This window comes from Streptomyces sp. NBC_01276 (assembly GCF_041435355.1).
Lineage (GTDB): Bacteria > Actinomycetota > Actinomycetes > Streptomycetales > Streptomycetaceae > Streptomyces.
This window is the reverse complement of the sequence record NZ_CP108442.1, coordinates 251439-264848: the sequence shown is the minus strand read 5'-3', so window position 1 is coordinate 264848 and position 13410 is coordinate 251439. Positions and strand designations below refer to the sequence as shown.

The window sequence follows — 13410 nt, the reverse complement described above, 5'->3', positions numbered from 1 at the left end:
TGCCGTCCCGGGGAGGTGCGGACCGCACGGCGTCGCGCCGGCCACCGACCGGCCGGGGTCCACGGTGCGCGCGTGAACCCCCGGCCGTGTGCGGTGCCCGGAGGGGAGGTCAGGCCTCGGCGGCCACGGCCTCCGGCTCCGGAGCCGTGGCGGGTTCCGCGACGGGTTCCGCGACGGGCTCCGCGGCGGGGGCCGCCGGTGCGGGAGCGGCGGGCCGGGGTGCGGTGTACATCACCGAGCCCTGCTTGTGCTCCTTCTCGATGGAGCCCTTCTTGGCGAGCGCTTCGAGGGCGTTGCGCACCACCTGGGTGGAGGTCGGCCGGCCGGGGTGGGCCTCGGCCAGCGCGGAGGCGACCTCGCTGACCATGCGGGGCTCCGCGGCTCCGACCAGGAGGGTCAGGACCAGCTCGCGCAGCGGCGGTTCCGCGGCCTTGGGGGCCTTCGGCCCGGAGGTCTTCGGGGCCGCCGCGGGCTTCGGGGCGGCTGACTTGCGGGCGGTGGCCTTCGCCTTCGTCGCGGTCTTCGCCTCGGCCTTGGAGTCGGTCTTCGCCTCGGCCGGCGCGGCGACGGAGGCCTTCTTGGCCGGTGTGGCGGTCCTGGCGCGCGCGGTCGTCCCCGTGGTCTTCCTCGCCTGCCGCGGCTTCGGCACACCGCCGGAGGCCGGGCCCGTCGCGGACGCCGCCGGTGTGGCGGGCGCGACGGACGCCGCCGGTGCGTCCTGGGCCTCGACATCGGTGGTGAGGGCCGTCTGTTCCTTCTCCCCTTCCGAGGGCAGGGTGCCCTGGATGCCGAGGAGCCAGTTCTCGTCCGCCTTCAACTGCGCCAGGCGCACTTCGAGTTCCGCGATCTGGACGGAGACGTACTCCTGCTCCTTGCGGTTGGTCTCCAGATCGGCGGCGAACCGCTGCGCGTACACGTTGTGGATGGGTGTGGTGTCCGACTCGTTCGCCATTGCGGCTCACTCTCCTCATACCTCACGGTGTTGCTGCCGGATGCTACCCGCCAACACGCGGGCGCAACTGCCCTTCCGTGAAGATCCGCCGCACTCTCGCGTTCCGGAGAAAGCCGATGTGGCGCCGTCGTCCCGCCGTCGTTCCACCCGTATGCCGCCACCACCGCGTGTGCGCGGCGCGGCGCGGAGGCGCGTACGGGCGACGGGCCTAACCTCGGGGCATGGCTGACATGTTCGACCACACCCCACAGGTGTGGACCGCAGCGCGGCTGCGCGCGGCACTCGCAGACCTGCCCGACGAGACGCCCATCCACATCGGTGTGGCCGATGGACCGGGAGACTTCGAAGGGTACGGAGAGTACGTCCTGGTTGACGCCGAACCGGTCGAGGTGGACACCGGCGACGACCCCAGCGGTGAGCAGGTGCAGTTCACCCTTTTCGCCGACGCCCGAGCCGGTGCGTACCACCTCGACGTCGACTGACCGGGTGTCCGCCGGGGCAGGACCGGTGCGGTACAGTTGATCTAGAGCTCGCCGCCGCGGAACACGGTGGTGGGACTCGCGTTGGTGGTCCAAGGAAAGACACCCCACTTCCCGTGGGGGGATGCAGGTGCAAGGCCTGCCCAGCGCTCGACCGAAAGGCCCCGGCCTCCTCAGGGAGGCCGGGGTTCTTCGTTTTCCGGGATCAGTGGTGGTGGCGGAACGCGGCGGTGAGCCGGTCGACGTCCTCGTCGGTGGTGTGCATGTGCGGACTGATCCGCAGGGCGTCACCGCGTGCGGCGGTGTGGATGCCCCGTGCCTCCAGGTACTCCATGAGGCGCGGCCGTACGCCTTCGGGCAGGTGGACGCCGAGCATGTGGGGGCCGCGCGGCTCGGGTACCGTCCAGCCCGCGGCCAGGGCGGCCTCACCGATGCGGGCGGTGTGCCGGGCGAGGACCCGGGCGACCCCGGACGGGGTCCATTCGTCCAGCTGCTCCAGCGCGGCCACGGCCATGGGTGCGAGCTCGAACTCGGTGCGCTGCCCCACGTCGAAGCGGCGGGCGCCGCCCTGGTAGTCGTCGCGGTAGTCGACGAGCCGGCTGAAGTCGCGCGCGTCCCGGCGCACGATCCAGTTCTCCTCCAGCGGCCGGCCGCCGTGGTGGGCGGCGTCCACGTAGAGGTAGCCCAGTCCGAACGGCCCGAGCAGCCACTTGTATCCCACCGCGAAGAGGAAGTCGGGGCGGACCTCACGCACGTCGAGGGGCACGGCGCCGGCGGACTGGCTGGCGTCGACCACCAGTGCCGCTCCGGCCGCGCGGGCCGCGCGGGAGACCGCGACCAGGTCCAGCGAGGCCCCGTCCGTCCAGTGGACCTGCGGTACCGACACCACGGCGGTCCGCTCACCGATCGCTTCCAGTACGGCCTCGGTCCATCCCTGCCCCGGCCCGCGGGACACGGTGCGCAGTTCCGCCCCGCGCTCGGCCGCGCAGCGGCGCCAGGTGTAGATGCCCGACGGGTACTCGCCGTCCAGTACGACCACGTGCCGGCCGGGCCCCACGGCCACGTTGGCGGCCGCGGTGGCGCACCCGTAGCTGGTGGCCGGGATGAGGGCGATGTCCCCGGGGGCGGCGCCGATGAGGGAGGCGAACAGGGTCCGGCGGCGCTCGGCGCCGTCGAACCAGTCGTCCGTCCGGATCTCCCAGGGCCTGGCGCGCCACGCCAGAGCGGCCCGGCCCGCTTCCAGGGACGCCGTCAGGGTGGGGGCGATGGCGGCCGTGTTGAAGTACGACACCTCCCGCGGGACGTCGAAGAGCTCCCGCGCGCCCGTGCCGTTCCCGTCGGCCACCACGATGTCCGTACCCTCCTCCCGCGCCCGCCCGGTGCGGCCCGCCGGCCGTCCGCGCCCACCTTAGGGGCGGGGGTGGCGTCGGCAGGGCAGGCGCGGCGGAGGCCGCTGGGGCGGTGACCGGGCGGGCCGGCCAGGTACCCGTCCACGCCGGCCGGAGAGCGAGGGCCCGGGGAGTGATGGAGGTCCCCGGACCCTCGTGCCGCTGATGCCGCGGGGGACGCGGGTGTGTATCTGCGACGTAGAGAGAAACGATTCACCCCGGACCGGGTTACGGCCGGTCGCGGGTGACCCGCGTCTCACCGGGGCGCCCGCGCTTGTCTATGCAACGAGTTGCATAGAAAGATCGGGGCATGGCGCTCGAACACGCGATACTCGTCTCCCTGCTGGAGAAGCCGGGATCCGGCTATGAGCTGGCCCGGCGGTTCGAACGCTCCATCGGCTACTTCTGGACGGCCACCCACCAGCAGATCTACCGCGTGCTCAAGCGGATGGAGGGCGAAGGCCTGCTCGCCGTCCGCGAGGTGGCCCAACAGGGCCGGCCGGACAAGAAGGAGTACTCCGTCGCCGCGCCCGGCAGCGCCGCCCTCTCCCGTTGGCTCCACGAACCGATCGAACCCGAGAGCATGCGCCACGACCTCGCCGTGAAGATCCGCGGCGCGGCCTTCGACGACCCGGCCGCGCTGATCCGCGAGGTCGAGCGGCACCACGCCGTGCACAGCGGCCGGCTCGCGCACTACCTCGCGGGAGAGCGGCGCGACTTCACCGGGCCCGACGCTCCGGCACCGCTCGACCAGGGCCGGGAGCTCCAGCACGTCGTGCTGCGCGGAGGCATCGCGTACGAACGGATGACCATCGCCTGGCTCGACGACGTCCTCGCCACCCTGCACCGGCTCGACGGCGCGCTCCCGCCCGCCTGAACCGCACAGCACCGCGCGCCCCGATCCGCTTCTCCGCACCGCCCCTTCGGCACCGCCCGTTCCGCACGGCCCGTTCCACGCCGAACGTCGTGCACAGAACGTCGCGCACCGCTCGTTCCGCACCCCTCGTCCCGCAACCTCAGGAAGGCGAACCTCCATGGCCGACGCCCTGCTGTTCAACCCGCACACGTACGACCCGGCGCACTTCGACCCCGAGACGCGCCGGCTGCTGCGTGCCACCGTCGACTGGTTCGAGGCCCGCGGCAAGCGCCGGCTGATCGAGGACTACCGCACCCGTGCCTGGCTCGGGGACTTCCTCGCGTTCTCCGCCAAGGAGAACCTGTTCGCCACCTTCCTCACCCCGGCCTCCGAGGCCGGGCAGGAGGACCAGCGCTGGGACACCGCCCGGATCGCCGCCCTCAACGAGATCTTCGGCTTCTACGGTCTCGACTACTGGTACGCCTGGCAGGTCACCATCCTCGGCCTCGGCCCGGTCTGGCAGAGCGACAACGCCGCCGCCCGCACCCGCGCGGCGGAACTCCTCTCCCAGGGGGAGGTGTTCGCCTTCGGCCTGTCCGAGAAGACCCACGGCGCCGACATCTACTCCACGGACATGCTGCTGGAGCCCGACGGCGACGGCGGTTTCCGCGCCACCGGCTCCAAGTACTACATCGGCAACGGGAACGCCGCCGGACTCGTCTCCGTCTTCGGCCGTCGCACCGACGTCGAAGGTCCGGACGGGTACGTCTTCTTCGCCGCCGACAGCCGCCACCCGGCGTACCACCTGGTGAAGAACGTCGTGGACTCCTCCAAGTACGTGAGCGAGTTCCGCCTCGACGGCTATCCCGTGGCCGCCGCCGACGTCCTGCACACCGGCCGCGCCGCCTTCGACGCGGCCCTGAACACCGTCAACGTCGGCAAGTTCAACCTCTGCACCGCGTCCATCGGCATCTGCGAGCACGCCATGTACGAGGCCGTCACCCACGCGCACAACCGCGTCCTCTACGGCCGCCCGGTCACCGCGTTCCCGCACGTGCGCCGGGAGCTGGCCGACGCCTACGTCCGCCTCGTCGGCATGAAGCTCTTCAGCGACCGCGCCGTCGACTACTTCCGCTCGGCCGGCCCCGAGGACCGTCGTTACCTGCTCTTCAACCCGATGACGAAGATGAAGGTGACCACGGAGGGCGAGAGGGTCATCGACCTGATGTGGGACGTCATCGCCGCCAAGGGCTTCGAGAAGGACACCTACTTCGCCCAGGCCGCCGTCGAGATCCGCGGGCTGCCCAAGCTCGAAGGCACCGTCCACGTCAACCTCGCGCTGATCCTCAAGTTCATGCGCAACCACCTCCTGGAGCCGGTCGAGTACGCCCCCGTACCGACCCGCCACGACGCGGCCGACGACGCCTTCCTCTTCCGGCAGGGCCCCGCCCGTGGTCTGGGATCCGTCCGCTTCCACGACTGGCGCACCGCCTACGACGCGTACGCCGCCGTGCCGAACGTCGCCCGCTTCCGCGAGCAGGCCGACGCCCTGTGCGAGTTCGTCGCCACCGCGGCCCCGGACGAGGAGCAGAGCCGCGACCTCGACCTCCTGCTCTCCGTCGGCCAGTTGTTCGCGCTCGTGGTCCACGGCCAGCTCATCCTGGAGCAGGCCCGCCTGACCGGTCTCGACGAGGACGTGCTGGACGAGCTGTTCGCGGTCCTGGTGCGCGACTTCTCCGCGCACGCGGTGGAACTGCACGGCAAGGACTCCGCCACCGAGCAGCAGCAGGGCTGGGCGCTCGGTGCGGTGCGGCGCCCGGTCGTCGACGACGCCCGCTCGGCGCGGGTGTGGGAGCGCGTCGAGGCCCTGTCGGGGACGTACGAGATGGCTCCGTAGGCCGTCACCGGTCACCGGACAAGGGCCGCCCGCGGGAGCGGGCGGCCCTTGCCGGGCGGTGCCGTCCGACGGCGAGCGCCGGCTCCCGGTTCGGGCCGTGTGGTCGAGGGGTAGGGAGGCGGGCATGCGACGTTTCGAGGGGTACGGCGTACTGGTCACGGGCGCGGGGCGCGGCATCGGTGAGGCCGTCGCCCGACGGCTGGCCGACGAGGGCGCGCGGGTGCTGGTCACCGACCTGGACGGGGAACGGGCCGAAAAGGCGGCGGCCGGTATCCGGGAGGGCGGGGGCGCCGCCGAGGCGATGGGCTGCGACGTGGCCGACCGCACCGCGGTCGAGGCGGCCGTCGCCCACGCGGTCCGCCACTTCGGCACGCTCGACGTGCTGGTCAACAACGCCCACTCCTGCCACCCGGACACCCCCCTCTTCGAGGACGGGACCGACGAGACGTGGGCACGGGACCTCGACATCACCCTCACCGGCGCCTACCGCTGCGCCCGCGCCGCCCTCCCGCACCTCGCGGCGGCACCCGGCCGCCGGGGCGCGATCGTCAGCGTCGGCTCGGTCAACGGCGAGCAGGACTTCGGCAACCACGCCTACAGCGCGGCCAAGGCGGGCCTCGCCGGACTGACCCGTACGCTCGCCGGCCACGCGGCGCCCCGGGGCGTCCGCGTGAACCTGGTCGCCCCCGGCACGGTCCACACCGACGGCTGGGCGGGGCGCGAGGCCGGGCTGGAGGCCGCCGCCGGGCACTATCCGCTGGGCAGGGTCGGCCTGCCCGGCGACATCGCGGCGGCCGTGGCCTTCCTGGCGTCCCGCGACGCCGCCTGGATCACCGGTGTGACCCTCCCCGTGGACGGGGGCATCCTCATCAGCCAGTCCGGCCTGCGGGGCGCCCTGCGCGGGGAGTGACCGCCCGGGTCAGGCCGTACCCCCGAGCCGGTCGCGCTGGATGCGGTGCGCCAGCGCACGCCGTACGGAGGCCGGCCCCGGGGCGGCCGCGGGGGGCCCGGCGGGGACGTCGAGGCCGCGGCTGATCTCGTCGTACGCCTCGCGGCAGCCGTCGGGCAGCTCGGCCCGGCGCAGCCGCAGGTCCTCCTCGACCAGCCGCCGCAGCTCGTCCACCGTCCGCGGGGTGAAGCGCTTGCGGCCGCGGGCGAACGCGTCGACGTGACGGGTGCAGCGGGCGGCGGCGCCGAGGGTCTCGGAGATCTCCTCGGCCAGGCCCCACAGGCGCCCTTCGAGCCAGGGTGCGTCGTGCTGGCGCAGGGAGAGTTCCATCGGGGTCGGCGTGGGGTCCTCCGCCCGGTACTTCACCACCTGCTTGGAAACGGCCGGCTGGCTCATGTCCGTGAGCCGCGCGATCCGTTCCTGGGTCCAGCCCAGCCCCACCAACACCTTGATCATCTCGGAGCGGAGCCTGCGCATCTCCTCGCCCGCCCGGATGACCTCGTTCATGTCGGCGAGGATCCGCCCCGCCTGTTCCTCGCTCAGTGGCCCGGAGTGGTCCGTCGCGCCTGTCGTGCCTGTCATGGCTCGGTTATACACCGGGGGAGGGCGTGGCCATAACCCGGTTTTACACCTCGGTTGTACAACCTGGTTGTACAACCGGGTTGAGGGTGGCAGGATCCACCTCATGCCCACTTATCCCGCACCTGACGGAACCCTGCTCGCCTACCGCACGATCGGAGCCGGCGACCCCCTGCTCTGTCTCCCCGGCGGCCCCGCGGACTCCCGCTACCTCGGCGACCTCGGCGGTCTGGCCCGGCACCGTCGGCTGATCCTGCCGGACCTGCGCGGCACCGGACGGTCCGCAGTCCCCGAGGACACCGCCTCCTACCGGTGCGACCGCCTGGTCGACGACGTGGAGGCCCTGCGCGCACACCTCGGGCTCGCCCGGACCGATCTGCTGGCCCACTCCGGCGGGGCGAACCTCGCGGCGCGGTACGTGGCCCGGTACCCGGAGCGGACCGGCAGGCTCGCCCTCGTCGGCCCCGGCGCCCGAGCCGTCGGCATCGACGTCAGCGGTGCGGAGCGGCGCCGGCTCGCACTGCTGCGGAAGGACGAACCGTGGTTCCCCGAGGCCTTCGCCGCGCTGGAGGCGGTCTCCCGGGGCGCCGGCGGAGCGGCCGACCGGGCGGCCCTCGCGCCGTTCTTCTGCGGCCGGTGGGACGCCGCGGCGCGCGAGCACCACGAGGCCGGGCAGCCGCGGAACCCGGACGCGGTGGCCCACTTCGCCGCCGACGGCGCCTTCGACCCCGAGGCCACCCGGGCGGCGCTCGGCACCCTCGCGGCCCCGGTCCTCCTGCTCGCCGGGGAGTTCGACCTGAACAGCCCGCCCTCGATGGTCGCCGGATTCGCCGAGCTCTTCCCCGACGCCACGCTCGTCGTCCAGCCCGGAGCGGGCCATTACCCGTGGATCGACGACCCCAGCCGCTTCGTGGCGACCGTGGCGGAGTTCCTTGACGCGGGTGCGGCGGATACCGGCCATGCCGACCGGTCCGGAACCGATGGGAATCCGCCCGGAACCGGCCTGCATTCCCTTTCCCCGGAGGCGTCGACCACCCGCACCGGCGCCCGGTCCGGACCGGCTTCGTAAGGATCCGGCGAGGGTTTTCCGTAGAGCGGAGGGGGCCTTGGTTGCTGTCCGGTTGTCATGCATAGGATCGGTGGCCTGCTAACGGGGAGAATCGATATGCCAGACGAATCCGGCCAGTTGTGGAGTGGTGGGAACGCGGGCGGCGCGGACCAGCGGGTGGGCACGCGGCTGAACGGGGCGCCGGGCCCGATGGGGCCTTTCGCCCCGGGCGGTTCACCGGACTTCGCCTCGACGCCCGCGGAGAAGAAGGCCGCCGCCAACACCATCGAGACCGAGCTCCAGCCGAACACCAAGAAGGCCACCGAACACGCCGACGACGCGACCGGCGCCGCCGGCAAGGGCTTCGACGGCTGGCAGACCGCCGCCGGCCTGAAGACGGTCGCCGACACGTGGGACCAGCAGGTGAAGACCCTCATGGGCCGGCTGGCGGGCGAGAAGAACGCGCTGCGCGGCGCCAGCAGTCTCATCACCGGCAATGACACGGGAGTGGGCGACCAGCTGCGCACCGCGGGCTCGAACTCCAAGCTGAACGGCCTGTAGGGGGAGCCGCGGTGCTGAACTACTACGAGGTCATGACCACGGACCTGGGCCTGCTCACCACGGCCGCCGGCAAGTGGGACTCGATGGCGGGTGAGCTGAAGAAGGTCGAGACCCGTTACGGCGAATCCGTCCAGAAGATCACCACGGGGCCGAACTGGTCCGGCGTCAGCGCCGGGACCGCCCACTCCAGTTTCACGGCGACCCGCTACGAGTACGCCGCCGCGCAGACCCAGGCCAAGGCCATCGCCAGCCTGCTCCGCGACGCCCACGAGGGCTTCACCGACCTCAGGAAGAAGCTGGAGAGCGCCCGCGACGACGCGGTGGCCGCCGGCATGACCGTCTCCGAACAGGGACGCGTCGTCTTCGACTACGCCAGGCTCACCCCGGCCGAGCGCAGCGCCTACCACCACGACCCCGACGGCCAGAAGACCATCTCCGACGCCGTCGGCACGTGGCAGAAGCACCTCGACGACCGGGTGCGAGCCGTGTCCGAGCTCGACCAGCACGTCAGGGCGGCGCTGAGCGCCGCCGTCGTCGACGGCAACCGGGACGGCTTCGGAAAGGGCGCCGACGAAACGTTCAACGGGTTCAACGCCCACCCCGAGGGCGACCTGTCCAAGGCCCCGAAGACCCTGCCGGCGGACACCGCCCCGGCGGACAAGCACGACCCCACCACGGTCACCGGGCCCGCCGCCGGTTTCTCCATCAGCGGCACCAAGTACGGCAAGGAGGGCTCGGTCAAGGCCTACGCCGACCTCTTCCACGCCACGGCCAAGGGCTCCATGACCGACGGGCGCTGGACGCTCTCCGGCGTGGACGACATGTACGCTGGGGCGCGCGCCAGCGCCAACTGGGGCTTCACCGACCAGGGCGTCTCCGGAAAGGTCGAGGCGTCGGCGGGCATCAGGTCACTGGTCGAGGGCCGCGCCGAGTACGGACAGGTCGGCGGCTACGGGCGCGTCGAGGGATTCGCCGGCGCCGAGGCCTCGGCCACCGCGAAGGTGACCAAGACCGACGTCGGAGTCGGCGCGAAGGCCTTCGCCGGAGCGAAGATATCCGGCGCCACCGGCGTGGAAGCGGGCGGCATAGGCGTCGGCGTGACCGGCGAGGGCTGGGCCGGCGCGGGCGCGGAAGCCTCCTGGGGCCTGCGCAAGGACAAGGAGACCGGCGCGTGGAAGCTCGGTGGCAAGGCCGGGATCGCCCCCGGCCTCGGTGGCGCCGTCGGCCTCGAAATCACCGTGGACCCGGGCAAGGTGACCAAGGCCGCCGGAGACGTGGCCGACTTCGTGGGTGACACCGCCGGCGACGTCAAGGACACCGTCACCGGCTGGTTCGACTGATGTACTCCCCCCTGGAAGGAGGGCCCGAGATGCCCACCACCCTGCCGGTACCGATCGAGTTCCACCTGCCCGACGGCTGGCTCCCGGCCCACCGGGAAGCGTTCGACCCCGGCGTGGCCTTCGCCGCGGTGCACCCGCGGCCCGACGCCGGCTTCGCCGCCAACATCACCATCGACGGAGGTTTCCCGCCCGAGGGCGCGACCCTCGTCGACCTCGCCGACGATTCGGTGCGGAGGCTGCGCGAGGTCGCCGAGTCCGTCCAGGTGGTCCAGCGCCGACAGGCCGGGTCCGCGGATTCCCCCGCCCTCACCCAGCGGATGACGTTCTCCGCCGTCGCCGGGGACGTCCGGCGCGACCTGGTCCAGTCCCAGGTGTTCCTGGCCCTCGTCGACATCGCGGATCCCAGCCGTCGGGCCGTGCTCCGGCTCGCCCTGACCGCCACCGCGGCCCAGCACGACGCCGTCGTCGACGACTTCCGGTCGTTCGTGCGCAGCGTCCGCCCCGACCCGGGCGAAGGGGCCTGACCGTGGGCCGTCTCTGGGACAGGTACATGGGCACCATGCGGCCGGACGACGGCGCCCCGGCGGCGCCGGCCACGGAACTGCGCGAAGCGCTGCTCGCGCTGACCGGCACGGGCGTGCCGTTCGGCGTGCGCGAGACACCCGGCGAAGGGGCGCACCTCCTGGCGGAGTGGCGGGTCATGGAGCCCCCCACCGGTTCCGGCATGACCCGGCGGCAGGTGGAGCGGACCTTCAAGATCTGGATGCGGCTGCTCCCCGAGGAGCGCGAGGTACGGGCCATGGACGAGCAGTGGGCGGTCACCCGCGCCGGGAACCCGCCGGGGCGGACCGTGCAGCGCGAACACGGCCGCGGCCCCATCCGCCTCGTGCAGAAGGAGTGGACCTTCGAGAAGGGGGCCGACGGCCGCCGGCAGAAGGTCGAGACGTTCCGCCTCGACACCCGGGACATGAAGCACCCCCTGCGCGACACCGTCCTCGCGGCCGGCTGGACCTGGCGCGGAACGCGCAAGCTCTGACGGCAGCGACGGCAGCGACGGCAGCGACGGCAGCGACGGCTGCCCCGGTGCGGAGGCCGACCGTACGGCCCCACCCGCGCGGTGGGGCCGTACGGCGCACGGCGCGGCGGCGCTCCCGGGCCGGCGCCGCCCGCGCGCGACGATCCGGAAGGGGCGGCCGGGGCCGGCCGGGGGCGACTACCATCACGGGCATGGCGGACCCCGAGCAGAGCGGCCGGGCGCAGGACGACGCGCCTTCCGTGCCTTCCGCGCCCTGGCGCGTCGGCGTCGTCGAGTACCGGCAGGCGACCGGCCTCCCCCCGTACGAGCGCCACCGCGCGGGCAGGGCCCGGCCGCTCGCCTCGCGCGACGGCCTGCGCATCCACGGCACGGTCGGCCGGGTCACCTGCGTCGACGGCTCGGGCCTGACCCGTTGGACCCACCGCTGCGCCGGCCTGCCCAACGCCGCCCATGTCAGCGGGGACCGGGTCCTGGTCACCACGGACTCCCTCGACTACACCCCCTGGGGCCACCTCGGCCCGGCCCTCCTCCTCGACCTGGCGGACGGCACCCGGATCGCCGAACTGCGGGGCAAGCGCGGCGCAGCCCTCGGCGGTGGCCGCTTCCTGCTCGGCCTGGAGGGGTACGACGCCTTCCACACCCGGAAGTACGACCGCGACGCCGACCTCGTCGACTCCTGGCGCAGCTACGGCCATTACGTCATCGGCACCGGCGTCCGCGTCGTCGAGACCGACCGGAGCCTTCCGGCCGGCAGCCGTGTCGTCCGCCTGCTGCCCGGCGGCGTCATCGAACGCGGCCCCCGCCTGACCGGAGCGTCGGCCGCGCGGCCCGTGGTCCTGGAGGACGGCACCATCCTCGTCCTCGACGCGGGGGTGCTGCGCGCCGTGGACCGCCGGCTCGGTGCCACCGTGCTCGCGGAGCTCCTGCCCGCCACCGCCGAGGAGGACCCTCGCCGGACGGTGTCCCTGCGCCGCGACGGCGGGAACGTCACCGCGGTCATCGCCGAGCCGCGGCCCGGTCACCCGAGCCGGTACACGGTCCACACCTGGACGATCGCCCTCCACCCGCCCCGCGGCTGAGGCGGGGCCGGGCCGAGGCCGGTCGCGGCCTGCCCGGCCGTGGAAGTCGGTTGACATGGAGTGCACTCCAACACCTAGCGTCCTGAGCAGACGAACTCGATCTCAGGAGGCATCACCATGACCGACCTTCCCACCCGGCACCTGGGCGAACTGGCCGTCTCCGCACAGGGACTGGGCTGCATGGGCATGAGCCACGGCTACGGCACGTCGGACGACGCCCAGTCGATCGCCACCCTGCACCGTGCCCTCGATCTCGGGGTGACCCTCCTGGACACCTCCGACTTCTACGGCGTCGGCCACAACGAGGAGCTGATCGGCCGGGCCGTGGCGGGACGCCGCGACGAGGTGGTGCTGGCCACCAAGTTCGGCTTCGCCAACCGCCTGGGCGAGCCCACCCTGGTCCGCGGTGACGCGGCCTACGTCCGGCAGGCGTGCGAGGCGTCGCTGCGCCGCCTCGGAGTCGACCACATCGACCTCTACTACCAGCACCGGGTCGACCCGCGGGTGCCGATCGAGGAGACGGTCGGTGCGATGGCCGAGCTGGTCCGGGAGGGCAAGGTCCGCCACCTCGGACTGTCCGAGGCCGGCGTGCAGACCATCCGGCGGGCCCACGCCGTGCACCCGATCGCCGCGCTGCAGAGCGAGTGGTCGCTGTGGACCCGGGACCTGGAGGCGGAGATCGCGCCGGTCTGCCGCGAACTCGGCATCGGCCTGGTCCCGTTCTCCCCGCTCGGGCGCGGCTTCCTGACCGGGCAGTACCAGTCGGTCGAAGGGCTGTCCGAGAACGACATACGGCGCACGCAGCCGCGCTTCGCCGACGGCAACCTCGAACGCAACCTCGCGATCGTCGCGAAGCTGAACGAGCTGGCCGCGGCCAAGGGGGTCACCACCGGCCAGCTCGCCCTGGCCTGGGTGCAGGGCCGGGGTGCCGACGTGGTGCCGATCCCGGGGACCCGGCGGCAGCGCTACCTGGAGGAGAACCTCGCCGCACTCGCCGTGGAACTGTCCCCCGAGGAGCTGGAGGCCATCGAGGCCGCGGCGTCGCCGGACCGGATCGCGGGCACCCGCTACGACGCGAACAGCCTCACCTTCGTCAACCACTGAGCCCCACACCGCCGACCGGCCCGCGCGCCCCGGGCCGCCACGCCGGTCGGCCGTGTCCACGCGAACGTGTGAGTTGAAGGCGTCCGGGCCCGGAGGGCCGCCCCGCGGGCCAGACTCGTCATTGCCGACCCCCCTCCGGCGG

14 protein-coding genes are annotated in these 13410 nt (G+C 73.1%); 11 read left to right on the top strand and 3 right to left on the bottom strand.

The annotated features are described in order from the left end of the window. Window positions 1-109: 109 nt before the first annotated feature. Window positions 110-952 (bottom strand): hypothetical protein, encoded by an 843-nt coding sequence (locus OG295_RS00985; RefSeq protein WP_371675033.1) that lies wholly within the window; start codon window positions 950-952, stop codon window positions 110-112. A gap of 221 nt (window positions 953-1173) precedes the next feature. Between OG295_RS00985 and OG295_RS00980 the strand changes: the two genes are divergently transcribed. Beyond that, window positions 1174-1434: a DUF6225 family protein gene (locus OG295_RS00980; protein ID WP_371675032.1), complete on the top strand. Its 261-nt coding sequence runs from the start codon at window positions 1174-1176 to the stop codon at window positions 1432-1434. Window positions 1435-1636: 202 nt separating this feature from the next. Here the strand turns inward: OG295_RS00980 and OG295_RS00975 are convergent, their stop codons facing one another. Continuing rightward, window positions 1637-2779 (bottom strand): aminotransferase class V-fold PLP-dependent enzyme, encoded by a 1143-nt coding sequence (locus OG295_RS00975; protein ID WP_371675031.1) that lies wholly within the window; start codon window positions 2777-2779, stop codon window positions 1637-1639. A gap of 350 nt (window positions 2780-3129) precedes the next feature. Here OG295_RS00975 and OG295_RS00970 point away from each other — a divergent pair, with 350 nt between their 5' ends. From OG295_RS00970 to OG295_RS00960, 3 genes are all read left to right on the top strand, one after another. Next, window positions 3130-3696 (top strand): PadR family transcriptional regulator, encoded by a 567-nt coding sequence (locus OG295_RS00970; RefSeq protein ID WP_371675030.1) that lies wholly within the window; start codon window positions 3130-3132, stop codon window positions 3694-3696. A gap of 157 nt (window positions 3697-3853) precedes the next feature. Then, window positions 3854-5572 (top strand): acyl-CoA dehydrogenase family protein, encoded by a 1719-nt coding sequence (locus OG295_RS00965; RefSeq protein ID WP_371675029.1) that lies wholly within the window; start codon window positions 3854-3856, stop codon window positions 5570-5572. 124 nt (window positions 5573-5696) lie between these two features. Further along, window positions 5697-6482: an SDR family NAD(P)-dependent oxidoreductase gene (locus OG295_RS00960; protein WP_371675028.1), complete on the top strand. Its 786-nt coding sequence runs from the start codon at window positions 5697-5699 to the stop codon at window positions 6480-6482. 9 nt (window positions 6483-6491) lie between these two features. Here the strand turns inward: OG295_RS00960 and OG295_RS00955 are convergent, their stop codons facing one another. Beyond that, window positions 6492-7103 carry a sigma-70 family RNA polymerase sigma factor gene (locus tag OG295_RS00955; RefSeq protein WP_371675027.1) on the bottom strand — a complete coding sequence of 204 codons (612 nt, stop codon included), beginning with the start codon at window positions 7101-7103 and terminating at the stop codon, window positions 6492-6494. Between the two features lie 103 nt (window positions 7104-7206). On the opposite strand from OG295_RS00955, the gene OG295_RS00950 reads away from it, so the two are divergent. From OG295_RS00950 to OG295_RS00920, 7 genes are all read left to right on the top strand, one after another. After that, entirely contained in the window at window positions 7207-8169 is a 963-nt protein-coding gene (locus tag OG295_RS00950; RefSeq protein WP_371675026.1) for an alpha/beta fold hydrolase, read from the top strand. Between the two features lie 96 nt (window positions 8170-8265). Further along, entirely contained in the window at window positions 8266-8709 is a 444-nt protein-coding gene (locus OG295_RS00945; RefSeq protein WP_371675025.1) for a hypothetical protein, read from the top strand. 11 nt (window positions 8710-8720) lie between these two features. Next, window positions 8721-10049 carry a hypothetical protein gene (locus OG295_RS00940; RefSeq protein ID WP_371675024.1) on the top strand — a complete coding sequence of 443 codons (1329 nt, stop codon included), beginning with the start codon at window positions 8721-8723 and terminating at the stop codon, window positions 10047-10049. 29 nt (window positions 10050-10078) lie between these two features. Beyond that, a complete protein-coding gene (locus OG295_RS00935; protein ID WP_371675023.1) occupies window positions 10079-10573 on the top strand; it encodes a hypothetical protein in 495 nt (164 codons plus the stop codon). Window positions 10574-10575: 2 nt separating this feature from the next. Then, window positions 10576-11085 (top strand): hypothetical protein, encoded by a 510-nt coding sequence (locus OG295_RS00930; RefSeq protein WP_371675022.1) that lies wholly within the window; start codon window positions 10576-10578, stop codon window positions 11083-11085. Window positions 11086-11276: 191 nt separating this feature from the next. After that, complete coding sequence (locus tag OG295_RS00925; RefSeq protein WP_371675021.1) at window positions 11277-12164, top strand: hypothetical protein; 888 nt, start codon at window positions 11277-11279, stop codon at window positions 12162-12164. 117 nt (window positions 12165-12281) lie between these two features. Further along, window positions 12282-13268 carry an aldo/keto reductase gene (locus OG295_RS00920; protein ID WP_371675020.1) on the top strand — a complete coding sequence of 329 codons (987 nt, stop codon included), beginning with the start codon at window positions 12282-12284 and terminating at the stop codon, window positions 13266-13268. Window positions 13269-13410: the final 142 nt, after the last annotated feature.

Excerpts from the sequence above, each read along its gene's own strand:
- OG295_RS00970 (WP_371675030.1), top strand. The coding sequence starts at position 3,130 with ATGGCGCTCGAACACGCGATACTCGTCTCCCTGCTGGAGAAGCCGGGA.
- OG295_RS00965 (WP_371675029.1), top strand. The coding sequence starts at position 3,854 with ATGGCCGACGCCCTGCTGTTCAACCCGCACACGTACGACCCGGCGCAC.
- OG295_RS00960 (WP_371675028.1), top strand. The coding sequence starts at position 5,697 with ATGCGACGTTTCGAGGGGTACGGCGTACTGGTCACGGGCGCGGGGCGC.
- OG295_RS00935 (WP_371675023.1), top strand. The coding sequence starts at position 10,079 with ATGCCCACCACCCTGCCGGTACCGATCGAGTTCCACCTGCCCGACGGC.
- OG295_RS00925 (WP_371675021.1), top strand. The coding sequence starts at position 11,277 with ATGGCGGACCCCGAGCAGAGCGGCCGGGCGCAGGACGACGCGCCTTCC.
- OG295_RS00950 (WP_371675026.1), top strand. The coding sequence starts at position 7,207 with ATGCCCACTTATCCCGCACCTGACGGAACCCTGCTCGCCTACCGCACG.
- OG295_RS00980 (WP_371675032.1), top strand. The coding sequence starts at position 1,174 with ATGGCTGACATGTTCGACCACACCCCACAGGTGTGGACCGCAGCGCGG.
- OG295_RS00920 (WP_371675020.1), top strand. The coding sequence starts at position 12,282 with ATGACCGACCTTCCCACCCGGCACCTGGGCGAACTGGCCGTCTCCGCA.
- OG295_RS00955 (WP_371675027.1), bottom strand. The coding sequence starts at position 7,103 with ATGACAGGCACGACAGGCGCGACGGACCACTCCGGGCCACTGAGCGAG.
- OG295_RS00945 (WP_371675025.1), top strand. The coding sequence starts at position 8,266 with ATGCCAGACGAATCCGGCCAGTTGTGGAGTGGTGGGAACGCGGGCGGC.
- OG295_RS00985 (WP_371675033.1), bottom strand. The coding sequence starts at position 952 with ATGGCGAACGAGTCGGACACCACACCCATCCACAACGTGTACGCGCAG.